Consider the following 22,023-nt stretch of genomic DNA (forward strand, 5'->3'; position numbering starts at 1 on the left):
GAGGCCCTCCATGCGCTTTTCTCACTTCTTCATCGACCGGCCGATTTTCGCGTCGGTGGTCTCCACCATCGTCATCATCCTCGGCGCGGTGTCCTACCTGCGCCTGCCGGTGGCGCAGTATCCTGAGATCGCGCCGCCGGTGATCACCGTCACCGGCCAGTATCCCGGCGCTTCGGCCGAGACGGTGGCCGACACGGTGGTCGCGCCCATCGAGCAGCAGATCAACGGTGTGGAGCACATGCTCTACATCTCGTCCAACTCCACGGCGGACGGCCGCTTCTCGATCCAGGTGACGTTCGATCTCGGCACGAACCTCGACACCGCCCAGGTGCAGGTGCAGAACCGCGTCGCCATCGCCACCCCGCGTCTGCCCTCCGAAGTGCAGCAGGTAGGCGTGGTGACGGCCAAGTCCTCGCCGGACATGCTGCTGGTGGTGAACCTCTATTCGCCCGATGGCTCGCGCGATCCGCTGTTCATCTCCAACTTCGCCAATATCCAGATCAAGGACGTGCTCTCGCGCATCGACGGCGTCGGCTCCATCACGGTGTTCGGCCAGCGCGACTACGCCATGCAGATCTGGATCGATCCGGACCGCCTCTCGCAGCTCAACCTCACGTCCAACGACGTGGTGGCCGCGCTCCGCGCGCAGAACGTCCAGGTGGCCTCGGGCATCCTGAACGCGCCGCCGGTGCCGAAGCAGAACGCGTTCCAGATCGCGGTGCGCACTCTCGGCCGGCTTTCGACGCCGGAGGAGTTCGGCGACATCGTCATCAAGCAGACCGAGCAGGCGCTGGTGCGGCTGAAGGACGTGGGCCGGGTGGAGATCACCGCCCAGGACTACGCCTCCACCACGTTCCTCGACCGCTATCCCTCCATCGGCCTCGGCATCTTCCAGCGGCCGGGCTCCAACGCGCTCGCTACCGGCAACGCGCTGGTGGAGGAGATGAAGCGTATCCGTCAGACCTTCCCGGAAGGCGTCGAATACGGCATCTACTACAACCCCACCGAGTTCATTCAGCAGTCGGTGGACGCGGTGGTGCACACCATCGGCGAGGCCATCGTGCTGGTGGTGCTGGTGGTGATCCTGTTCCTCCAGTCCTGGCGGGCGGCGATCATCCCCATCCTCGCCATCCCGATCTCGCTCATCGGCACCTTCTTCGTCATGGCCATGTTCGGCTTCTCGCTGAACAATCTGTCGCTGTTCGGCCTGGTGCTGGCCATCGGCATCGTGGTGGATGACGCCATCGTCGTGGTGGAGAACGTGGAGCGCAACATCGCGGCGGGCCTCTCGCCGCGGGACGCCGCCTACAAGACCATGGACGAGGTGGGCGGGGCGCTGGTGGCCATCTCGCTGGTGCTGTCCTCGGTGTTCGTGCCCACGGCCTTCATCACCGGCATCTCCGGCGCGTTCTACCAGCAGTTCGCGCTCACCATCGCGGGCTCGACCCTGATCTCGCTGCTGGTGTCGCTCACGCTCTCGCCCGCCATGTGCGCGCTGCTCTTGAAGCCGCACAAGGAGGGGCACGAGCACCATGCGTGGTATGCGCGGCCCCTGGTCGGCTTCTTCCGCCTCTTCAACCGCGGGTTCGAGGGGCTGGGCAACGGCTATGCCTGGATGACGTCGCGCCTCGTGCGCGTGGTGGCGCTGGTGCTGATCGTGTACGCGGGCATCGTCGGCTTCGGCGGCTACCTGTTCACGACCACGCCTCAAGGCTTCATCCCGCAGCAGGACCGCGGCTACCTCATCGTGGTGGCGCAGCTGCCGCCCGGCGCGTCCATGGCGCGCACGGAGCAGGTGATGAAGAGGGCCGGCGATCTCGTGCTCGGCACGCCGGGCGTGGCGCGCATCGTGAACATCGTCGGCTTCTCCGGTGCGACCTTCACCAACGCGCCCAACGCCGGCGCCATGTTCGTCATCCTCGAGCCGTTCTCCGAGCGCGGCGGCGATCCCGCCCGCTCGGCTGCAGCGGTGCAGCGCACCCTGTTCGGCAAGATGGCCTCCATCCAGGAGGCGCAGATGATCGTGGTGCAGCCGCCGCCCGTGCAGGGCATCGGCAATGCGGGCGGCTTCCGCATGATGGTGGAGGATCGCGACGGCGCCGGGCTGCTGGCCCTGCGCAACGCCACCTACGCCATGATGGGCGCCGCCGCCCAGACGTCGGGGCTGATGCAGGTCTACTCGCTGTTCGAGACCTCCACCCCCCAGCTCTACCTCGACATCGACCGCGAGAAGGCCCAGCTGCTCAAGGTGAACGTCAACGACGTCTTCACCGCCCTGCAGACCTTCATCGGCTCTTCCTATGTGAACGACTTCAACCTGTTCGGCCGCACCTTCCGCGTGCAGGCGCAGGCCGACTCGAAGTTCCGCATGGAAGCGAAGGACGTGCTGGCCATCCGCGTGCGCACGGAGGCGGGGGATACGGTGCCGCTCGGCTCCTTCACCACGGTCAGGGACATTTCCGGCCCCTACCGCGTGCCGCGCTACAACCTCTATCCGGCGGCGGAGCTCGACGGCTCGCCGGCGCCGGGCTACTCCCAGGGCCAGGCCATGAGGATCATGGAGGGCCTTGCCCAGAAGGTCCTGCCCCAGGGCTTCGCCTATGAGTGGACGGGCATCGCCTTCCAGCAGGAGCGGGCGGGCAACACCGCCATCTTCGCCTTCGCGCTGGGCGTGGTGTTCGTGTTCCTGGTGCTGGCCGCGCAGTATGAGAGCCTGACCCTGCCGCTGGCGGTCATCCTCATCGTGCCCATGTGCCTGGTGGCGGCGCTTCTCGGCGTCATCATGCGGGGGATGGACAACAACATCCTCACCCAGGTGGGCTTCATCGTGCTGATCGGCCTGGCCGCCAAGAACGCCATCCTGATCGTCGAGTTCGCCAAGCAGCTGGAGGATGACGGCCACGGCCGTCGCGAGGCGGCGGTGGAGGCGGCGCGGCTGCGCCTGCGGCCGATCATCATGACCTCGCTCGCCTTCATCCTCGGCGTGGCGCCGCTGGTGTGGGCGGTGGGCGCCGGCGCCGAGCTCCGGCAGGCGCTGGGCACTGCGGTGTTCTCGGGCATGATCGGCGTCACGCTGTTCGGCCTCGTGTTCACGCCGGTGTTCTACGTATTCGCGCGCTGGCTCGCGAGCCGCGGCGGACGACGCGAGAAGCACGAGCCGCCCCACCATCCCGCGCCGGCCGAGTGACCGGAGCGACATTCCCGAAACTGGCTTCCGGGGCCGGCTGCGCGAGGCGCAGCCGGCCCCGGCGCTTTTCTGGGGGATAGCGCGGGCCGGGGGGATGAGCGCCAGGATGTCTTGAAGTGAAACGGATGTTGTTCGCGTGAGGACCTGCGCATCCTCAATGGCCTGGAGTGATCGCGGGGACGGAGGTGAGCGGCGAGCGCGCTCGCCGGTTGCCGCCCCTTCGTAGGGCAGGGGGTCTGAGGCCGCGCGGGTGATCGCCCTTCCGCGCCATGCGGAAGCGCCTTGCCGCCGGAAATCCCCCCGATGGGGCGTGGCTGGGCCGGAGCCGCGAGCGGGATCCGCTGAGGATGCTGCCAATCCCGCCGGAAATGCGCCGTGAGATTGCATTTGGAAGGGCACATCCCCGGTGCGCGCTTCGCGTGGGCGGAGCCAAAGTGTGGGCCCGCGTGCGTCACGCCGCAGTTTCCGGGCGTCGGCGGTGCCATGGCGGTGCCAAGGGGTCAGATTTCGACGCGGCGCACGTGCGAAAGGCTGTGGCACTCTGATATGGTCGGTTATATGACTGACGCGTCAGTCAAAGAAATAGATCATGACCGAGAGAGCATCGAAGGCACGTGGAGCGGTGCGGGCCTCCCTTCAAGCTGCTTCGCAGGCGGCCCGGGACGTCGCGTCTGCCGCCAGCGTCACGACGCCTGCGGAGGGCGACGGAGCCGGAGTGGGTCCGCGGGGGCGGCCGAGGGCCGCGCCCGCAGCGCGGGCGGAGCGCCGGCGCGCCATCCTCGAGGCAGCGCTTGCGGAGTTCGCCGCCCACGGCTTCGCGGTGACGAGGCTCGACGACGTGGCGCGCCGGGCCGGCGTCGCCAAGGGCACGATCTACCTCTATTTCTCCGACAAAGAGGCTCTCTTCCGCGCCCTGGTGGAGGAGAACATTTCCAGCGTGCTGCTGGATGCGGGCGCGCTGGTGAGCCGGTTCCCCGGCACCACCCGTGAGCTGCTGGAGCGGCTGATGGCTCTGATGGCCGACCGCGTGCTCGACGCGCCGGCGGCAGCCCTCGTGCGGCTGATGCTGGGGGAGGGGGCGCGTTTTCCCGAACTCGCGGCCTTCTACCATCGCGAGGTGGTGTCGCACGGCCTCGCGCTCATCCGGCAGGTGGCCCAGCGGGGGCTCGATCGCGGCGAGCTTTCGAGCGACATCGCCGTGCGCTTTCCCCATCTGGTGGTGGCCCCGGCGATTCTCGCGGTGGTGTGGAATGGTGTCTTCGGCGCGGTGGATCCGCTCGACGCGCGGGCCCTGCTTGCCGCCCACCGCGACCTCCTGCTCACCGGCCTCGGATGGAGAGACGCCTGATGCTCCGCCCTCTCGTCGCAGCCCTACCGCTCGCGCTTGCCGCTGCTCTTGCTCTCGCGGGCTGCGATGGTGGCGGGCAGCAGAGCTTCTCCGGCTATATCGAGGGCGACCTCGTTTTCATCGGCCCCAACGAGCCCGGCCGCCTCGTCGCCCTCTCAGTCCAGGAGGGCGACACCGTGACCAGGGGTGAGGTGGTGGCGCAGGTGGAGGACGACCTCCAGCGCGCGGATCGCGACAGCGCGCAGGCGCAGCTGAAGGAGGCGCAGGCCCAGCTCGCCAATGCCGAGGCTCCGCTGCAGCGGCCGGAGGAGATCGCGGTGCTGGAGGCGGCGGAGCGGCGCGCCTCCGCGGCGCTCGATCTCTCGCGCATCGATCTTGCGCGGCAGAAGGACCTGGTGCCCAAGGGCGCCTCCTCCCAGGCCAATCTCGATTCCGCCCAGCACGTGTTCGACCAGAACCAGGCGGCCTATGACGAGGCGCGCCGGCGCACCGCCGCAGCCCGCATCGCCTCGCGCACCCAGCAGATCCAGGCGGCGCAGGAGGCTGCCGCAGCGGCACGGGCCGCGGTGGTGGCGGCCGAGGTGCGCCTTGCCCGCCGCACGCTCGTCGCGCCGGAGGCGGGCGCCATCCAGACCGTCTACTACCGGGTGGGCGAGCTTGTGCCGGAGGGGCGGCCGGTGGTGTCCCTGCTGCCGCCGGGGCTGGTGAAGATCCGCTTCTTCGTGCCTGAGGCGGTGCTGCCGAAGGTGGCGCTGGGCGAGAGCGTGCGCGTGGAATGCGACGGCTGCCCGCCGCTCACCGGCAAGGTCAGCTTCATCTCCGCCTCGGCGGAATACACGCCCCCGGTCATCTACAGCCGCGAAGAGCGCGCCAAGCTCGTCTATCTCATCGAGGCGCGGCCCGATGCGCCCGGCCGCGCGCGGCCGGGCCAGCCCGTCACTGTCACGCTGGGCGGTGCGCCATGAGTGCGGCGCCCGCCCCCGGCGATGTCGCCATCTCCGTGGAGGGGCTCTCCAAGAGCTTCGACGGACGACTGGTGGTGGACCACCTGACCATGCGGGTGATGCGTGGGCAGATCTACGGCTTCCTCGGCCCCAACGGATCGGGCAAGACCACCACCATCCGCATGCTGTGCGGCCTGCTGACGCCCGATTCCGGCACCGGCACCTGCCTCGGCATGGATATCCGCACCGAGGCGCGGAAGATCCGCGAGCGCGTGGGCTACATGACCCAGCGCTTCTCCCTCTACCAGGACCTCTCCGTGCGGGAGAACCTGGAGTTCGTGGCGCGGCTCTACGGCGTGCCGCAGCCGGAGCAGGCGGCGGCCGCGGCGCTGGAGCGGCTCGGCCTCGCTGGGCGCGGCAAGCAGCTCGCTGGCTCGCTCTCCGGCGGGTGGAAGCAGCGCCTCGCGCTCGGCGCCTGCATCCTGCCGAGCCCGGACCTGCTGTTGCTGGACGAGCCCACGGCCGGCGTCGATCCCAAGGCGCGGCGGGAGTTCTGGGCGCAGATCCATGATCTGGCGGCGGAGGGGCTCACCGTGCTCGTCTCCACCCACTACATGGACGAGGCGGAGCGCTGCCACGAGATCGCCTACATTGCCTATGGCCGGCTGCTGGCCCAGGGCACGGTGGCGAGCGTCATCGCCGCCTCCCACCTCACCACCTGGACGGTGGAGGTGAAGGGAGTGGAGGGTCATGCGGCGGGGCAGGCCATCACCACGCTCGCCCGCGCGCTCGGCGAGCGGCCGGGGGTGGACATGGTGGCGCCCTTCGGCACCCAGCTTCACATTTCCGGGCGTGACGCGGCGGCGCTGGAAGCGGCCATCGCCCCCTTCCGCGCCGATCCGAAGCTCGCCTTCCGCCAGGATGCGCCGACGCTGGAGGACGTGTTCATCGACCTCATGGGCCGCACCCGGGACGACCTGCGATGAGCGCCCCGTCCGGCGGCGCCGCTGCGTCCGGCCCCCTGGCCTCGGCCCTCGGCGTGCTGCGCCGCATCTCGGCGATGATCGTGAAGGAGTTCATCCAGCTCCGGCGCGACCGGGTGACCTTCGCCACCATGATCATGATCCCGCTCCTGCAGCTCATCCTGTTCGGCTATGCCATCAACACCACGCCGCGCCATCTGCCGGCGGCCGTGTTCGCCCATGAGAACAACGACGTCACCCGCGCCATCCTCGCCGCCTTGCGCAACACCGCCTTTTTTTCCTTCGTGAAGGAGGTGGGGAGCGCGGAGGAGGCCGAGCACCTGATCCGCGCCGGGGACGTTCTGTTCTTCGTGGAGATCCCCGCCGGCTTCGAGCGGAGCCTGCGGCGCGGCGACGATCCCCAGCTCCTGGTGGCGGCGGACGCGACCGACCCGGTGGGATCGGCCAACGCGCTCGCGGCCCTTTCCGGCGTGGTGGCCACGGCGCTGGCGCGCGAGCGGTTCGTGGATGCGCCGGGCGGGGCGCCGTTCGAGATCGTGCAGCACCGGCGCTACAACCCCGCCGGCACCAGCCAGCTCAATATCGTGCCCGGCCTGCTCGGCACCATCCTCACCATGACCATGCTCATCTTCACCGCCCTCTCGGTGACGCGGGAGATCGAGCGCGGCACCATGGAGAGCCTGCTCTCCATGCCCATCCACCCGGTGGAGATCATGCTGGGCAAGATCGTGCCCTACGTGGCGGTGGGCATCCTGCAGGCAGTGCTCATTCTTTCGGCCGGCATGGTGCTGTTCGGCGTGCCGCTGGAAGGCTCGGCCCTGATGCTGGCGGCGGCGACGCTCCTGTTCATCACCACCAACCTCTCCATCGGCTACACCTTCTCCACCCTGGCGCAGAACCAGCTCCAGGCGGTGCAGATGTCGTTCATGTTCTTCCTGCCGAGCATCTTGCTGTCCGGCTTCATGTTTCCCTTCTCGGGCATGCCCATGTGGGCGCAATGGGTGGGCGAGGGCCTGCCCCTCACCCATTTCCTGCGCATGGTGCGCGGCATCCTGCTGAAGGGCTCGAACTTCGCGGATCTCCAGGGCGACGCCGCGGCGCTGCTGGCGCTGATGCTGGTGGCCATGGGCATCGCCGTCGCCCGCTTCCGGCAGACGCTGGATTGAGCGCCCTCGCACCCGACGCGGGCGTGCCCGGCGCGCGCGGGGCTTTTCGTCGGCGGCGCAGCGTGGTCTAACCCTGGGCGCGCAGGGCGTCCGCGGTGGGCGCCCGGCCGGGCCGCGGCCCGGAAGAGCCAGGGGTCCGCACACCGGTTCCAGCCACGCCCACCGCCGCGCCCCGAGCGATACCCCAGCCATGTCCCAGACCGAGCTTTCTGCCTCATCCGCGTCCGCGCGCCCCGGCGCCGAGCCTTCAGGCCCGGCGCGCGGGATGGTCAGCGTGCGCCATCTCTCGAAAACCTACGCCACCGGCCACAGCGCGCTGAAGGACATCAATCTTGAGATCGCCACTGGCGAGATCTTCGCGCTGCTCGGCCCCAATGGCGCCGGCAAGACCACGCTCATCTCCATTGTCTGCGGGCTGGTGAACGCCACCGCCGGCGAGGTGCAGGTGGGCGGGCACGACATCGTGCGCGACTACCGCGCGGCGCGCGCGCGCATCGGCCTCGTGCCGCAGGAACTGGCCACCGATTCGTTCGAGACGGTGTGGGCCGCCGTGAGCTTCTCGCGCGGGCTGTTCGGCAAGGCGCCGAACCCGGCCTACATCGAGCAGGTGCTGCACAGCCTTTCCCTGTGGGAGAAGCGCGATGCCAAGATCATGACCCTCTCCGGCGGCATGAAGCGGCGGGTGCTGATCGCCAAGGCCCTCTCCCACGAGCCGGAGGTGCTGTTCCTCGACGAGCCCACCGCCGGCGTGGACGTGGAGCTGCGCCGCGACATGTGGCGCCTGGTGCGCGGCCTGAAGGAGAAGGGCACCACCATCATCCTCACCACCCACTATATCGAGGAGGCCGAGGAGATGGCTGACCGGGTGGGCGTCATCAACCGGGGCGAGATCATCCTGGTGGAGGAGAAGGCGGCGCTGATGCATAAGCTGGGGCGCAAGCAGCTCACCGTGGAGCTTTCCGCGCCGCTCGAAGCGGTGCCGCCGGCGCTCTCGTCCTACGGCCTCGTCCTTTCCGGTGCGGGACGCACCCTCACCTACAGCTACGGCGCCGAGCGGCAGGGAGACGAAGGGCGGGACGAGGCGCCCATCGCCCGCCTGCTGGCCGATCTTTCCGCAGCCGGCATCGCCTTCGACGACCTGCGCACCGCGCAGAGCTCGCTGGAGGACATCTTCGTCAGCCTTGTGAGGCAGCAGCCGTGAACCTTCAGGCCATCCGCGCCATCTATGCCTTCGAGATGGCGCGCACCCGGCGCACCCTGCTGCAGAGCGTGGTCTCGCCGGTCATCTCCACCTCGCTCTATTTCGTGGTGTTCGGCTCCGCCATCGGCGCCCACATGACGCAGGTGGAGCACGTGCCCTACGGCGCCTTCATCGTGCCGGGCCTGATGATGCTGACCCTGCTCACGCAGTCCATCGCCAACGCCTCGTTCGCCATCTATTTCCCGCGCTTCACGGGCACCATCTACGAGGTGCTCTCGGCGCCGGTCTCGCCGTTCGAGATCGTGTGCGGATATGTGGGGGCGGCGGCGACGAAATCGGTGCTGCTGGGCCTCATCATCCTGGGCACGGCGGCGCTGTTCGTGCCCATGGAGGTGCGCCACCCGCTGGCGATGCTCGCCTTCCTGGTGCTCACCGCGGTCACCTTCTCGCTGTTCGGCTTCATCATCGGCATCTGGGCCGACGGGTTCGAGCGCCTGCAGCTCATTCCCATGCTGGTGGTGACGCCGCTCACCTTCCTGGGCGGCACCTTCTATTCGCTCGACATGCTGCCGCCGGTGTGGCGCACGCTCACGCTGTTCAATCCGGTGGTCTATCTCATCTCCGGTTTCCGCTGGAGCTTCTTCGGCATCTCCGACGTGGCGGTGGGCGTGAGCTTCGGCATGACGCTGGCCTTCCTGGCGGCCTGCCTCGTCATCGTGAGCTGGATGTTCCGCACCGGCTACAGGCTGAAAAGCTGAGGACCCCGAAAGGACCCGTCATGACCGATGTCCCGCACCGCCCCACCTACAAGGAATTCACCGCCGCCGCGCCGGAGGTGTACGGCGGCCTTGCCGCCCTCACCAAGGCGGTGGACGCCTCGGGCCTCGACAAGGGGCTGACCGAGCTGGTGAAGCTGCGTGCCTCGCAGATCAACGGCTGCGCCTTCTGCCTCAAGTTCCACCTCGGCGTGGCGCGCAAGGCGGGCGTGCCGCAGGAGAAGCTGGACCTGCTCGCCGCCTGGCATGATGCCGGCCTCTTCTCCGCGCGGGAGAAGGCAGCGCTCGCTTATGCCGAGGCCCTCACCGTGCTGGAGGGAGAGGTGGCCTCGGACGAGGCTTGGGCCGCGCTGCGGGAGGAATTCTCGGAGAACGAGGCGCTGCACCTCACGGTGGCCATCGCCACCATCAACGCCTGGAACCGCATCGGCATCGCCCTGCGCTTCGCGCCGCCGGCCTGATGCCAAGGGCCCGCGCGGCGCCTGAGCAAGACTCGCTCGGCGCCGGTCGAAGCGGGCCGAAGGCATGACACGGAAAGGCCCGCCCCCGGCCGGGGGGCGGGCCTTTTTCTTTTGCCGGAGGGGCGCTCAGATGCCGCCGACGCACACATACTTGATGTGCAGGTAGTCGTCGCAGCCGTACTTCGAGCCCTCGCGGCCCATGCCGCTCTCCTTCACGCCGCCGAAGGGCGCCACCTCGGTGGTGATGACGCCGGCATTGACGCCCACCTGCCCGTACTCGAGCTGCTCGGAGACGCGGAACGCGCGGCCCAGGTCCTTCGTGAAGAAATAGCAGGCGAGGCCGTATTCGGTGGCATTGGCGAGGGCGACCGCCTCCTCCTCCGTCTCGAAGCGGAACAGGGGGGCGAGGGGGCCGAAGATCTCCTCGCGGGCGAAGGCCATGTCCTGCGTCGCGCCGGCCAGCACCGTGGGCTCGAAGAAGGTGCCGCCGAGGGCGGAGGGCTTGCCGCCCGTGAGCACCCGCGCGCCCTTGTCGGTGGCGTCCTTCAGCAGGCGCTCCACCTTGGCCAGCGCCCGTGCGTCGATCAGCGGGCCGGCGGTGACGCCTTCGTCCAGGCCGTTGCCGATCTTGAGCTTGCGGGAGGCTTCCGTGAACCGGGCGGCGAAGGCGTCGTAGATGCCGGCCTGCACATAGAAGCGGTTGGCGCACACGCAGGTCTGGCCCACGTTGCGGTATTTGGAGGCGATGGCCTGCTCCACGGCAAGATCGAGGTCGGCATCGTCGAACACCAGGAACGGCGCGTTGCCGCCCAGCTCCAGCGAGACCTTCTTCAGCGTGTCCGCGGATTGCTTCATCAGGAGCTTGCCCACCGGGGTGGAGCCGGTGAAGGTGACCTTCTTGACCGCCGGGTTGGAGGTCATCTCGGCGCCGATGGCGGGCGCGTCGCCCACCACGATGTTGAGGACGCCGTCGGGAATGCCCGCCATCTTGGCCAGCACGCCCCAGGCGAGGCCGGAATAGGGGGTGAGCTCGGAGGGCTTGGCCACCACCGTGCAGCCCGCCGCCAGCGCCGCGCCGATCTTGCGCGCGAGCATGGAGGAGGGGAAGTTCCAGGGCGTCACCGCCGCCACCACGCCCACCGGCTCCTTGGTGACCATGATGCGCCGCCCCGCCCAGGGGGAGGGGATGACATCGCCGTACAGGCGCCGGGCCTCCTCCGCGAACCAGCGCACATAAGCGGCGGAAATGTTGACCTCCCCGCGCGCTTCCGCCAGCGGCTTGCCCTGCTCGCTGGTGAGCAGCACGGCCAGTTCCCCGGCATGCTCCAGGATCAGGTCGGCGAGCTTGCCAAGCTTCGCCGCGCGCTCGCCGGCGGTGAGGGCGCGCCAGCCCCTGAAGGCGGCCGCGGCGGCCTCTACCGCGCGGCGCGTCTCGGCAGCGCCGCCGTTGGGGATGGTGCCGAGGAGCGCGCCCGTGGCCGGGTTCGTCACCGCGATGGTGCCGCCGCCGTCGGCATCCACCCAGGCGCCGCCGATGAGCATCTTCTCGCGCAGCAGGGTGAAGGCGGGGGCGGTGGGGGACGAGGCGGGCTGGGGCGCGGCCATGGCATGCTCCTGGGCTTGAGCGCGTGGGCTCCTGGGCGCGGGCACCGGCGGCCCGCGCCGTTCATATAGGTTCGCCCGCGCCCGTGCGCGAGGCGCTCCTCACGCCGCCGGCTTTTCGGCCACCAGGTCGATGAGCGCGGACATGCCGCGGTGGGCGCTGCCCTCGGCGATCTCCGCGTCGTAGCCGTGCAGCTCCAGGATCGTGAAATCCGCGAAGGCGGCGCGCAGCAGGGCCTCGGTGTAGAGGTTCTCCACCTGGGAAGGGCCGCCGGTGCCGTAGGCGATCTGCTCGGGGCGGTAGCCCTCCAGCAGCAGCAGGCCGCCGGGCTTCAATGCGTCGCGGATGCGCGCGAACATGCGGTCGCGCTCGGCCGGCGGCAGGAACTGGATGAAGATGCCGGCCACCACGTCGTAGGCGGCAACGGGCCACGTCCAGGCGGAGAGGTCCACCAGCTCCAGCTCCAGCGTCACGCCGCGCTCGGCGGCGAGGCGGCGGGCCTTCTCCTGCGCAACGGCGGAGGCATCGACGGAATGCACCGAAAGGCCCTGCTCGGCGAGCCACACGCCGTTGCGCCCCTCGCCGTCGGCGATGGCGAGCGCCCGCCCGCCCGCCTTCAGGCGCGGTGCCTGGCGGGTCAGGAAGGCATTGGGCGTGACGCCGAACAGATAGTCCTCACGCGCATAGCGCTGGTCCCAGAAGGCGGTCATGTCCAATCCTCCGATCGAGATGCCTGCCGATGCCGCGCCGGGGCCTTGGCCGGCCCATGGCCTTCCAGAGAAGCCGCCCGGTGCGTCATCGCTCCGGCGGCAGGGAAGTGCCACGCGGGCGGCACGCCCATAGGGCGAGGTGACGCAGGGATGCGTTTTTGTTGATCGAGGTCAAGAAGGTGTGTTCCTTTGTCAATATATTGAGGGCCTCTAAAAGGAGGTGGCGTCATGCTGAAAGTTGCGCTTCTTATCTGGGTCATCCTGTCCGTCGCTTTCGCCGGCTCCCTCGTGCTGATCGTGCTGCTCGTGCCGAGCCCGGCGCAGACCGATATGCGGGCGATTCCCGTTGCCGCCGCCGTCGGCGCGCTGCTGGCCATTCCCGCTTCCCTGTTCGTCGCGAAGCGCATCATGGCGCTCAGCGCGAAGTCGCGGGGCTGAGGACGTGGCCTGAATTTCCGGTCCCGCCGCGGGGCCACCGCGCGGCGGGACCGGAAGGGCTGCTGGGAGCACAAGAAAAAGGCCGGTGAGCTTGCTCACCGGCCTTTTTCTTGTGCCGACCCTGTGGGACCTCACACTTTCCGAAACGTTACTCCGCCGCTTCGGACAACGCCTGCGGCCGGGTCCAGCGCAGCACCGGGGCGCGGGCGGCGCGGGTCTCGTCCAGGCGCCGGCGCGGGGCGTAGTGGGGGGCGCCGAGGAAGCGCTCCCTGTCCCCCGCCTTCGCCGCCATGGCGAGGTCGCGCAGGGCGGCGATGAACAGGTCGATGGAGGCCTTCGATTCGCTCTCCGTCGGCTCGATGAGCATGGCCCCGTGCACCACCAGCGGGAAATAGACGGTCATGGGGTGGTAGCCCTCGTCGATCAGCGCCTTCGCCACGTCGAGGGTGGAGATGCCCGTGCCCGCCAGCCAGGCGTCGTCGAACAGCGCCTCGTGCATGGCGGGCCGCTCGGCGAAGGGAGCGGACATGAGGTCCATGAGGCTGGCGCGCACGTAGTTGGCGGAAAGCACCGCATCCTCCGAGGCCTGCCGCATCCCGTCGGCGCCGTGGGAGAGCATCCAGGCGAAGGCACGCACGAACATGCCCATCTGCCCATGGAAGGCGCTCATGCGGCCGAGAGCCTGCTCTGCGCCCGGCGCGCCTTCCTCCTCCACCAGGGCGAGGGCGCCGTCCCGCTCCACCACCGCCGGCACCGGGGCGAACGGGGCGAGGGCGGGCGAGAGCACCACCGGCCCCGCGCCCGGCCCGCCGCCGCCGTGGGGCGTGGAGAAGGTCTTGTGCAGGTTGATGTGCATGGCGTCGACGCCGAGGTCCGCCACCTTCACCTTGCCCAGGATGGCGTTGAAGTTGGCGCCGTCGCAGTAGAAATAGGCGCCCGCCGCGTGCACGGCGGCTGCGATCTCCACGATGTCGCGCTCGAACAGGCCGCAGGTGTTGGGATTGGTGAGCATCAGCGCCGCCACCTCGGGGGTGAGCGCGGCGCGCACCGTCTCGGCATCCACCGTGCCGTCGGCGCGGGCGGGGATGGCCTTCACCTCGTAGCCGATGAGGGCGGCGGTGGCCGGGTTGGTGCCGTGGGCGCTCTCGGGCACCAGCACGATGTGGCGCGCCTCGCCGCGGGCAAGGTGGGCGGCCTTGATGGCCATCATGCCCGTGAGCTCGCCGTGGGCGCCGGCCTTGGGCGGCAGCGCCACCGCCGCCATGCCGGTGAGCGCGAGGAGATAGTGGGAAAGCTCCGCCATCAGCTCCAGCGCGCCCTGCACGGTGGAGGCGGGCTGGAGCGGATGCACGTCGGCGAAGCCGGGCAGGCGCGCCACCTTCTCGTTGAGGCGCGGATTGTGCTTCATGGTGCACGAGCCGAGCGGGAACAGCCCGCTGTCGATGCCGTAATTCATGCGCGAGAGACGCACGTAATGGCGCATGGCCTCCGGCTCGGACAGGCCGGGCAGCTCGGGCGGCACCGCGCGCTTCAGCCCGCCGAGGCGGTCGGGCCCGCCCTTCGGGAGAGGCAGGTCGACGCCGGAGACATCCGGGCGGCCGATCTCGAAGATCAGGCCCTCCTCCAAATCGAGGGCGCGATTGCCGGTGAAGGTTTCCGGCGCGGCGGCAAGGGGGGAATTGGGCGCGGTGGCGCCACGGCCTTCGCGGTTCATGGCTCAGCTCCAGAATGGGAATGTGCGGCGGGCGCGGCTCATGCCGGCACCCCGGCTGGCGAGGGGGAGAGCACTTCCGCGAGGGCGGCGGCATAGGCCGCGCGGTCGTCCTCGGTGGTGACCTCGGTGGCGGCTACCAGCAGCAGGTCGTCGAGCCCCGCATTGGGCGCGAGGCGCGCATAGGGCACGCCGGCGAGGATGCCCTTCGCCGCCAGTTTTTCCACCACGTCTGTGGCCGGTGCCGGCAGGCGCACCGTGAACTCGTTGAAGTAGGCGCCGTTCAGCACCTCGACGCCGGGCACCGCCGCCAGCCGGTCCGCGAGATCGCAGGCGGCCTCGTGGTTGAGCGCGGCGAGGCGGGCGAGGCCGCTTTGGCCGAGCAGGGTGAGGTGGATGGTGAAGGCGAGGGCGCACAGGCCCGAATTGGTGCAGATGTTGGAGGTCGCCTTCTCGCGCCGGATATGCTGCTCGCGGGTGGAGAGGGTGAGCACGAAGCCGCGCCGGCCCTCCGCGTCCACGGTCTCGCCGGCGAGGCGGCCCGGCATCTGGCGCACGTATTTCTGGCGGGTGGCGAACAAGCCCACATAGGGCCCGCCGAAATTCAGCGCGTTGCCCAGCGACTGGCCCTCGCCCACCACGATGTCGGCGCCCTGCGCGCCCGGCGGCTCCACGAGGCCGAGAGACACCACCTCCGTGAACACGGCCACCAGCAGCGCGCCCGCCTTGTGGGCGGCTTCCGCGATGGGCCTGAGGTCCACGAGGTTGCCGAACACGTCCGGGCTCTGCACCACCACGCAGGAGGTGGAGGCGTCGATGGCGCCGATGAGGTCTTCCCCGCCCGCCGGCCGCGCGGGCAGCGCCGCCACTTCGTCGCCGGCATAGCGCGAGACGGTCTCGATGGTGGCGCGGTAGTGCGGGTGCAGGTTGCCCGCTAGCACCGCCTTGCGGCGGCGGGTGACGCGGTGGGCCATCAGCACCGCCTCGGCGGCGGCGGTGGAGCCGTCGTACATGGAGGCGTTGGCCACCTCCATGCCGGTCAGCTCCGCCACCTGGGTCTGGAACTCGAACAGGTATTGCAGCGTGCCCTGGGCGATTTCCGGCTGGTACGGCGTGTAGGAGGTGAGGAACTCCGAGCGCTGGATCAGGTGATCCACCGTGGCCGGCACGTGGTGGCGATAGGCGCCCGCGCCCAGGAAGAAGGGCGCCGCGCCCGCCGCGGTGTTGCGGGCGGCGATGCGGGAAAGCGCGCGCTCCACCTCCATCTCGCCCTGGGCGCGGGGCAGGGGCGGCAGCGCGGTGGCGCGCCGGTCGGCGGGAATGTCAGCGAACAGCGCGTCGACGGACGCGGCGCCGATGCGCGCCAGCATCTCGGCGCGGTCCTCGGCGGTCAGGGGAAGGTAGCGCATGAAAAGGGGTCTCACACCATCTGGCGGCGAGGGGCGCCGTGCACGGGGCGCGGCGGGCGCTCAGCCGAGGCTTTCGACGAAGGCCTTGTAGGCGGCCTCGTCCATCAGGGCGTCGAGCTGGGACGGGTCGGCGATCTTCAGGCGCAGGAACCAGCCCGCGCCCTCCGGCTCCTCGTTCACCAGGGCGGGGTTGCCCTCCAGCTCGGTGTTGATGGCGGTGACGGTACCGGCGAGGGGGGCGTAGACCTCGCTCGCGGCCTTCACGCTCTCCACCACCGCCACTTCCTTGCCCTGCTCCACCACCTTGCCGAGCTGGGGCAGCTCCACGAACACCACGTCGCCGAGCTGGCCCTGGGCATAGTGGGAGATGCCCACGATGCCCTCGTCGCCCTCGACACGCACATATTCGTGGTCCTTGCTGTAGCGCACGCTGGTCATGCTTCAGGCCTCTTTCGGGGATGTGCGCGCGTAGCGCGTCGGCACGAAGGGAAGGGGGGTGACGGTGGCGGCGAGCGCCTTGCCCCGCACCAGGAGATCGAGCTTGGTGCCCGGTGCGGCAAGACGCGGCGGCACATAGCCCATGGCCACGGGGGCGTTGAGGCTCGGCGCGAAGCCGCCGGAGGTGACGCGGCCCACGGTCTCTCCCCCATGGATGATCTCGGCTCCCTCGCGGGCGGGTGCCCGCCCGTCGAGCCGCAGGCCGACGCGTACGCGTGCCGGGCCGTGCTCCAGCTCCGTGCGGATGCGGTCCGCGCCGGGAAAGCCGCCTTCCGCGCGGCGGCGCTTCTGGATGGACCAGGCGAGGGCCGCCTCCACTGGCGAGGTGGTGGTGTCGATGTCGTGGCCGTAGAGGCAGAGCCCCGCCTCCAGCCGCAGGCTGTCGCGCGCGCCGAGGCCGATGGGCTTCACCTCCGGCTCGGCGGCGAGGGCGGACCACACCTTCTGCGCATCCGCGGCCGCGAGCGAGATCTCGAACCCGTCCTCGCCCGTATAGCCGGAGCGGGAGACATGCACGGGGATGCCGTCGAAGGCGGCCGGGCCGGCCTCCATGAACGCGAGGGCCAGGGCCTCTGGGCAGTGGCGCGCCATCGCCGCCGCCGCTTCCGGCCCCTGCAGGGCGAGGAGGGCGCGGTCGAGCTGCGGCACGAGGCGCACGCCCTCCGGCAGGTGGCGCTCCATGTGCTCGAAATCGGCGGCCTTGCAGGCGGCGTTCACCACCAGCAGCAGGCGGCCGTCTTCCCGCGGATCACGCGGGCGGGTGACCATCAGGTCGTCGAGGATGCCGCCTTCCGGGTTGAGGAGCTGGGAATAGCGCTGCCGGCCGGGGGCGAGGCTCGCGATGTCCGCCGGCACCAGCGCTTCCAGCGCGCGGGCGCAGGCGGCGTGGCCCGGCCCCTCCAGGACCGCCTGGCCCATGTGGGAGACATCGAACAGGCCGGCATGGGCCCGCGTCCAGTGGTGCTCGGCAAGGATGCCTTCGGCATATTGCACAGGCATCTCATAGCCGGCGAACGGCACGATGCGCGCCCCGAGCGCCACATGGGCGGCGAACAGGGGGGTGGTGTGCAGAAGCGTTTTGAGCAGAGGATCGGCGGCGTGCGTCATCGCAGCTCCGGGGATAGCGCCAGGGTAGAGGACCATGGGTCCTTCGGGCGCCCCCTCTGTCTGCGGAACCTGAGAGATTTCGCCGTGCCGTGTGGACCGGCGCGGCTTACTCCTTCGGTGAGCCGGCGGCTTGCGCCGCGGCTTCTTTCCAGAGCGTCGTCCCCCTGCGGTCCTTTGGCCTGAGCGGTTCCGGGGCGGTTGCGCCTTCGGCGCCGGTTCTGCCCGCTTGTGGCGCGCAGCCGGTCTCTCCCGCAGGGTTCATCCGAGAAGATGCCAGGAGCGGCCCCGGCTTGCGCCGCGAATCCGCTCCATAGGCAACTTCGATCGCACAATAAGAAAATCCATGGCAACGTCAACAGCGCGCCGCTGCAGACCTTCGTCGCAGGCGCCGGGCACGCCGCGCCCCTCGCATGAGCTAGAGCACGCAAATGAAAATGCCGCGCGGGCGACGACGGCCCGCGCGGCATCAAACATCGAAGCATGTGACCGCAGCCGGCCCGCGCGGCTCAGCGCGGGGGAGGCTCGAAGCCGCCGGAGGAGGGCGGTGCCGCGAAGCCGCCGCTGCTGCTCGAACCACCGCTGGTGGACCCCGAGGGCGGCGGCCCGAACACGTCGCTGGACGGCGCGCCGGGATCGGACTTGGGAGCCGCGGGCGCGGAGGTCGTGCCGGGCGCGCTTTCCGCCGCCGGCTTCGGCTTGGGCTTCGAGGGGCGGGGGCGCGCGGCCGCGGGCTTGGCCTTCTCGCCCTGCGAGTCGTAGCCCACATAGACCACGTAGCGCTCGACGTCGTCCGGCTTCGGCAGCGGGAAGCTCAGCTGGTCCTCCACCACGGTGAAGGCGGTCTGCTGCTGGCCGGCGGGAATTTCCACCGGCACCGTGAAGAATTTTGTCGCGATGGTCTTCGGGTTGGGGCCCTCTTCCACAACGGCGAGGCGTACCGGCACGCGCACGGTGCCGGGGCTGCCCTTTTCGCCCATAAGGAGGCGGCCTTCAATGCCCACCTTCACGTTCATGGTCTGGCCGTTGATGGCGCACTCGCGGGCGAGTTGGCCCACGTTGCCCTGATATTTCAGGGCGCCACCCTCGGAGACCTGCCACGTGCCGGCGCCGGTGCGGATGGCGACGGGCGGGCAATTATAGGTGACCGCGTTCGGCCCGGTGCCGACGGTGAGAGCCGGGGTCGCGGCGCTGGAGACACCGGCGGCGTTGCCGGTGGCCACGCCCACGTCCTGGCCGCCGAAGGCACCGTCGAGGCCCTCGCCCGCGGCACAGCCCGCCAGGGCCAGCGCCACCGCCAAGCCGACAAGGCCGCGTGTGGGAGTGCCTGCCTGCGTGGAAGCCGTCCGGCTCCCGAAGTCGCCTCCCAGGCTACCCTCCATGTCGCTTCCCATGTCGCTCATCTCCATAGGCTCATGTGCATGGCATGGTTATAGCAAACGGTGCCGTGGACGCACCGTGCCGGGGCCGGCAATTTACCCTTTGGTGACCAAAAGCCGGAAACATGGTGAACGCGCCTGCGTTTAAGGGCCCGGCGAGCGGGGCTACGCCTCAGCCGCCCGAGAGGCCCACGGGCTTGCCCACCACCACCACCAGGGCCTTGTGCGCGTCGGCGAGGCGGCCGGCGACACGCTTGATGTCGTCCAGCGTCACCGCTTCCACCAAGGCGTTGCGGCGGTCGATGTAGTCGATGCCGAGCTCATCGAGCTGGATCTGCAGAAGCTGGCCGGCGACCTTCGACGATGTGTCGAACCTGAGGGCATAGCTGCCGGTGAGATAGCTCTTGGCTTCCTTCAGCTCCTCCGGCGTCGGCCCCTGGTCGAGGATGCGCTGGAACTCGGAGGTGATGAGCGAAATGGATTCCGCCGTCCGCTCGTTCTTGGTGGCGGTGCCGGCGAACCAGAGGCCCACGTGGGCGAGGGCGACCTGATAGGAATAGACGGAGTAGGCGAGCCCGCGCGCCTCGCGCACTTCCTTGAACAGGCGGGAAGAAAAGGCGCTGCCGCCCAGGATGTGGTTGAGCACGTAGGCGGCCATGAAGTCCGGGTCGCGCCGCTCCAGCCCCACCGTGCCCATCACCACCACCGACTGGGAAACGTCGAGGGGGATGATGTCCACGGTGCCGATCTTCTGCGGCGCTACGTTGGCCACCGGGGTCAGCTCCGCCTGTTCCGGCAGGGCGCCGAACACCGCATCGAGCCGCTTGCCCAATTCCTCGGGGGTGATGTCGCCCACCACCGCCACGCGCAGGTTGGAGCGTGCCAGGGTGCGCTTCGCGAAGCCGGCGATGTCCTCCCGCGTCAGGCCGGGCACGCTCTCGAGCGTGCCGTCCACCGGCCGGCCGTAGGGGTGGTCGGGGAAGGCGAGGGCGTACCAGCGGTCGTTGGCGATGGCGTTGGGTTCGGTGGACCGGCGGCGCAGGCCGGCCATGATGGCGGCGCGGATGCGCTCCACGGCCTCGGTGTCGAAGCGGGGCTGGGTCACGGCGAGGCGCATCAGGTCGAACGCCACGTCCCGGTTTTCGGAGAGGGTGCGCAGGGAGCCGCGCATCTCATCGCGGCCGGCGTCGAAGTGCAGCTCCACCGCGTGGTCGGCCAGCTTCTGCTGGAAGGCCTGGGCGTCCAGGTCGCCGGCGCCCTCGTCGAGCAGCGAGGCGGTGAGGTGGGCGAGGCCCATCTTTTGCGGCCCGTCCTGCGCCGCGCCGCCGAGGAAGGCGAACTCCATGGCGATGAGGGGCAGCGTGGTGTCGTGCACCAGCCATGCCTTGATGCCGCCGGGGCTCGTCACCTCGGTGATGCGGCTCGACTGCTGGGCCTGGGCCTCGGTGTTGGAAATGAGCGAGAGAGCCATCGTCACCATCACGAGAAAGAGCCAGCCGGCGGCCGCGAGGGGCCGCCCGGCGGAAGCGGGGAGGAACGCCCTCACGAGCGGTCGTCCTTCTTGGCGGCCGCCGGCGCGGTCTTCAGGTAACCGGTCACCGCCCGCTCGCTGTTGAGATAGCGCCTGGCTGCGGCCTGCAGGTCGGCGGCGGTCACCGCCTTCACCCGGTCGGGCCAGGCGCGCACGTCGTCGGCGCTGGTGCCGGTGGCCCAGGCCGCGCCGTAGATGCGGGCGAGGGTCGCCTGGCTGTCCTGGGCGTAGACCATGTCGGCTGTCAGGCGGGTCTTGGCGCGCTTGAGCTCCAGCTCATCCACGCCTTTCTCCGCCACTTCGGCGACAACGGCGTCAATGGCCGCCTCCAGGTCCTCCAAACTCACGCCGGGTCGGGGGCTGGCGTAGACCACGAAGCGGGTGGCGTCATGGGCCGTGCCCTGATACCAAGCGCCCGCGCCCGCCGCGATGCCCTTCTCGGCCACGAGCTGGCGGTAGAGCCGCCCGGTCTGCCCGCCGCCCAGGATCTGCGAGAGCAGCTCCAGCGCTTCCGCCTCATGGGGGGCGGCGGTGCGCTCGGAGGGCACGAGGTAGGACCGCTGCACGCTCGGCTGGGCCACGCGGGCATCGGCAAGCGCCACCCGGCGGTGGGCCTGGGGCTCGGGCTCCTGCGGCCGGCTGCGCGCCGGCGTGTCGGTGCGGGCGACCTTGCCGTAGGTCTTCTCCGCCAGCGCGCGGACCTCGTCCGCGTCCACGTCGCCGGCCACCACCAGCAGCGCGTTGTTGGGCGCGTAGTAGCGGCGATAGAAGGCGAGGGCATCCTCCCGGTTCAGCTGCTTGATCTCGTGCTCCCAGCCGATGATCGGGTGCTGATAGGGATGGTTCACATAGGTGGTGGCCTGCATGATCTCGCCGAGGCGCGCGCCGGGCTCGTTGTCGGTGCGCATGCGGCGCTCCTCCAGAACCACGTCGCGCTCGGGCAGCACCACGTCGTCGGAGAGCTTGAGGCCGGTCATGCGGTCGGCCTCGAAGCCCATCACCTTCTCCAGGTGCTCCTTGGCGACGCGCTGGAAATAGGCGGTGTAGTCCTGGGAGGTGAAGGCGTTCTCCTGCCCGCCCAGGCGTGCCACCTCGGCCGAGAACTCGCCCTGGGGGTGGGCCTCGGTGCCCTTGAACATCAGGTGCTCCAGGAAGTGGGCGATGCCCGACTTGCCCGGCTGCTCGTCGGCCGAGCCCACCTTGTACCACACCATGTGGGTGACCACCGGCGTGCGGTGGTCCGGGATGACCATGACGGTCAGGCCGTTGTCGAGGGTGAACTGGGAAATGTCCGGACCCGCGGCCGAGGCGGCGCGGGGAGCGAGAGCGGCGGTGCTCGCGGCGAGGATGGCGACCATGGCGAAACGGCTCGTCTTCACGTGGCGGATCTTCCGGCAGTGCACGCGCCGGAGGGCACGCACGTTTCAGGAAAGATAGGAGCTTCGCCGGCGAAGGCCAGGGGGCGCCGCAGGAATTGAACGCCGCGTAGCTGATCCGGCGGCTGATGGCGCCCCTTCGCCGCATGCGCGGCTTGTGCGCGGCGGCCGGCGACGGCAGGGCCCGCCGTCTGCGAC

At 69.9% G+C, this 22,023-nt stretch carries 18 protein-coding genes and 2 riboswitches; of the genes, 9 read left to right on the forward strand and 9 right to left on the reverse strand.

Annotated elements, in window-relative coordinates:
• Positions 1–10 precede the first annotated feature (10 nt).
• From V5F61_RS07270 to V5F61_RS07305, 8 genes are all read left to right on the forward strand, one after another.
• Complete coding sequence (locus tag V5F61_RS07270; protein WP_393988824.1) at positions 11–3,187, forward strand: efflux RND transporter permease subunit; 3,177 nt, start codon at positions 11–13, stop codon at positions 3,185–3,187.
• 715 nt (positions 3,188–3,902) lie between these two features.
• A complete protein-coding gene (locus V5F61_RS07275) occupies positions 3,903–4,535 on the forward strand; it encodes a TetR/AcrR family transcriptional regulator (RefSeq protein WP_393988825.1) in 633 nt (210 codons plus the stop codon).
• Entirely contained in the window at positions 4,535–5,500 is a 966-nt protein-coding gene (locus tag V5F61_RS07280; RefSeq protein ID WP_393988826.1) for an HlyD family secretion protein, read from the forward strand. The genes V5F61_RS07275 and V5F61_RS07280 overlap by 1 nt, the downstream gene beginning before the upstream one ends.
• On the forward strand, positions 5,497–6,465 hold the full coding sequence (locus tag V5F61_RS07285; RefSeq protein WP_393988827.1) for an ABC transporter ATP-binding protein: 969 nt from the start codon (positions 5,497–5,499) through the stop codon (positions 6,463–6,465). The genes V5F61_RS07280 and V5F61_RS07285 overlap by 4 nt, the downstream gene beginning before the upstream one ends.
• A complete protein-coding gene (locus V5F61_RS07290; RefSeq protein ID WP_393988828.1) occupies positions 6,462–7,628 on the forward strand; it encodes an ABC transporter permease in 1,167 nt (388 codons plus the stop codon). The genes V5F61_RS07285 and V5F61_RS07290 overlap by 4 nt, the downstream gene beginning before the upstream one ends.
• A 265-nt stretch (positions 7,629–7,893) precedes the next feature.
• Complete coding sequence (locus V5F61_RS07295) at positions 7,894–8,829, forward strand: ABC transporter ATP-binding protein (protein WP_393988829.1); 936 nt, start codon at positions 7,894–7,896, stop codon at positions 8,827–8,829.
• Positions 8,826–9,587 (forward strand): ABC transporter permease, encoded by a 762-nt coding sequence (locus V5F61_RS07300; RefSeq protein ID WP_393988830.1) that lies wholly within the window; start codon positions 8,826–8,828, stop codon positions 9,585–9,587. Before V5F61_RS07295 ends, V5F61_RS07300 begins: the two co-directional genes overlap by 4 nt.
• Before the next feature lie 20 nt (positions 9,588–9,607).
• The gene (locus V5F61_RS07305; protein ID WP_393988831.1) at positions 9,608–10,066 is read left to right on the forward strand and encodes a carboxymuconolactone decarboxylase family protein; all 459 of its coding nucleotides are present in this window, start codon (positions 9,608–9,610) and stop codon (positions 10,064–10,066) included.
• A gap of 126 nt (positions 10,067–10,192) precedes the next feature.
• Here V5F61_RS07305 and V5F61_RS07310 read toward each other — a convergent pair whose 3' ends face one another.
• Both V5F61_RS07310 and V5F61_RS07315 read right to left on the reverse strand, forming a co-directional pair.
• A complete protein-coding gene (locus V5F61_RS07310; RefSeq protein WP_393988832.1) occupies positions 10,193–11,671 on the reverse strand; it encodes an NAD-dependent succinate-semialdehyde dehydrogenase in 1,479 nt (492 codons plus the stop codon).
• A gap of 99 nt (positions 11,672–11,770) precedes the next feature.
• Positions 11,771–12,379: an SAM-dependent methyltransferase gene (locus V5F61_RS07315; protein ID WP_393988833.1), complete on the reverse strand. Its 609-nt coding sequence runs from the start codon at positions 12,377–12,379 to the stop codon at positions 11,771–11,773.
• A gap of 228 nt (positions 12,380–12,607) precedes the next feature.
• Here V5F61_RS07315 and V5F61_RS07320 point away from each other — a divergent pair, with 228 nt between their 5' ends.
• Complete coding sequence (locus V5F61_RS07320; RefSeq protein ID WP_393988834.1) at positions 12,608–12,817, forward strand: hypothetical protein; 210 nt, start codon at positions 12,608–12,610, stop codon at positions 12,815–12,817.
• 148 nt (positions 12,818–12,965) lie between these two features.
• Here V5F61_RS07320 and gcvPB read toward each other — a convergent pair whose 3' ends face one another.
• The 7 genes from gcvPB to V5F61_RS07355 form a co-directional block, all read right to left on the reverse strand.
• On the reverse strand, positions 12,966–14,531 hold the full coding sequence (gene gcvPB, locus V5F61_RS07325; RefSeq protein WP_393988835.1) for an aminomethyl-transferring glycine dehydrogenase subunit GcvPB: 1,566 nt from the start codon (positions 14,529–14,531) through the stop codon (positions 12,966–12,968).
• Between the two features lie 38 nt (positions 14,532–14,569).
• Entirely contained in the window at positions 14,570–15,937 is a 1,368-nt protein-coding gene (gene gcvPA, locus V5F61_RS07330) for an aminomethyl-transferring glycine dehydrogenase subunit GcvPA (protein ID WP_393988836.1), read from the reverse strand.
• Between the two features lie 60 nt (positions 15,938–15,997).
• A complete protein-coding gene (gene gcvH, locus V5F61_RS07335; RefSeq protein ID WP_393988837.1) occupies positions 15,998–16,375 on the reverse strand; it encodes a glycine cleavage system protein GcvH in 378 nt (125 codons plus the stop codon).
• 3 nt (positions 16,376–16,378) lie between these two features.
• Positions 16,379–17,542 (reverse strand): glycine cleavage system aminomethyltransferase GcvT, encoded by a 1,164-nt coding sequence (gcvT, locus tag V5F61_RS07340; RefSeq protein ID WP_393988838.1) that lies wholly within the window; start codon positions 17,540–17,542, stop codon positions 16,379–16,381.
• Positions 17,543–17,596: 54 nt separating this feature from the next.
• A riboswitch (glycine riboswitch) is annotated at positions 17,597–17,696 on the reverse strand.
• Positions 17,697–17,699: 3 nt separating this feature from the next.
• A riboswitch (glycine riboswitch) is annotated at positions 17,700–17,804 on the reverse strand.
• Between the two features lie 244 nt (positions 17,805–18,048).
• Positions 18,049–18,942 carry a hypothetical protein gene (locus tag V5F61_RS07345; RefSeq protein WP_393988839.1) on the reverse strand — a complete coding sequence of 298 codons (894 nt, stop codon included), beginning with the start codon at positions 18,940–18,942 and terminating at the stop codon, positions 18,049–18,051.
• A 148-nt stretch (positions 18,943–19,090) separates the two neighbouring features.
• Positions 19,091–20,464, reverse strand: a complete 1,374-nt coding sequence (locus tag V5F61_RS07350) for a M16 family metallopeptidase (protein ID WP_393988840.1) — start codon at positions 20,462–20,464, stop codon at positions 19,091–19,093.
• Positions 20,461–21,807, reverse strand: a complete 1,347-nt coding sequence (locus V5F61_RS07355; protein ID WP_393988953.1) for a M16 family metallopeptidase — start codon at positions 21,805–21,807, stop codon at positions 20,461–20,463. Before V5F61_RS07355 ends, V5F61_RS07350 begins: the two co-directional genes overlap by 4 nt.
• Positions 21,808–22,023: the final 216 nt, after the last annotated feature.

The organism is Xanthobacter sediminis (assembly GCF_043195015.1).
GTDB lineage: Bacteria > Pseudomonadota > Alphaproteobacteria > Rhizobiales > Xanthobacteraceae > Xanthobacter.

Excerpts from the sequence above, each read along its gene's own strand:
- V5F61_RS07295 (WP_393988829.1), top strand. The coding sequence starts at position 7,894 with ATGGTCAGCGTGCGCCATCTCTCGAAAACCTACGCCACCGGCCACAGC.
- gcvT (WP_393988838.1), bottom strand. The coding sequence starts at position 17,542 with ATGACGCACGCCGCCGATCCTCTGCTCAAAACGCTTCTGCACACCACC.
- V5F61_RS07290 (WP_393988828.1), top strand. The coding sequence starts at position 6,462 with ATGAGCGCCCCGTCCGGCGGCGCCGCTGCGTCCGGCCCCCTGGCCTCG.
- gcvPA (WP_393988836.1), bottom strand. The coding sequence starts at position 15,937 with ATGCGCTACCTTCCCCTGACCGCCGAGGACCGCGCCGAGATGCTGGCG.
- V5F61_RS07355 (WP_393988953.1), bottom strand. The coding sequence starts at position 21,807 with ATGGTCGCCATCCTCGCCGCGAGCACCGCCGCTCTCGCTCCCCGCGCC.
- V5F61_RS07280 (WP_393988826.1), top strand. The coding sequence starts at position 4,535 with ATGCTCCGCCCTCTCGTCGCAGCCCTACCGCTCGCGCTTGCCGCTGCT.
- gcvH (WP_393988837.1), bottom strand. The coding sequence starts at position 16,375 with ATGACCAGCGTGCGCTACAGCAAGGACCACGAATATGTGCGTGTCGAG.
- V5F61_RS07315 (WP_393988833.1), bottom strand. The coding sequence starts at position 12,379 with ATGACCGCCTTCTGGGACCAGCGCTATGCGCGTGAGGACTATCTGTTC.
- V5F61_RS07320 (WP_393988834.1), top strand. The coding sequence starts at position 12,608 with ATGCTGAAAGTTGCGCTTCTTATCTGGGTCATCCTGTCCGTCGCTTTC.
- V5F61_RS07270 (WP_393988824.1), top strand. The coding sequence starts at position 11 with ATGCGCTTTTCTCACTTCTTCATCGACCGGCCGATTTTCGCGTCGGTG.
- gcvPB (WP_393988835.1), bottom strand. The coding sequence starts at position 14,531 with ATGAACCGCGAAGGCCGTGGCGCCACCGCGCCCAATTCCCCCCTTGCC.
- V5F61_RS07305 (WP_393988831.1), top strand. The coding sequence starts at position 9,608 with ATGACCGATGTCCCGCACCGCCCCACCTACAAGGAATTCACCGCCGCC.
- V5F61_RS07285 (WP_393988827.1), top strand. The coding sequence starts at position 5,497 with ATGAGTGCGGCGCCCGCCCCCGGCGATGTCGCCATCTCCGTGGAGGGG.
- V5F61_RS07310 (WP_393988832.1), bottom strand. The coding sequence starts at position 11,671 with ATGGCCGCGCCCCAGCCCGCCTCGTCCCCCACCGCCCCCGCCTTCACC.
- V5F61_RS07345 (WP_393988839.1), bottom strand. The coding sequence starts at position 18,942 with ATGAGCGACATGGGAAGCGACATGGAGGGTAGCCTGGGAGGCGACTTC.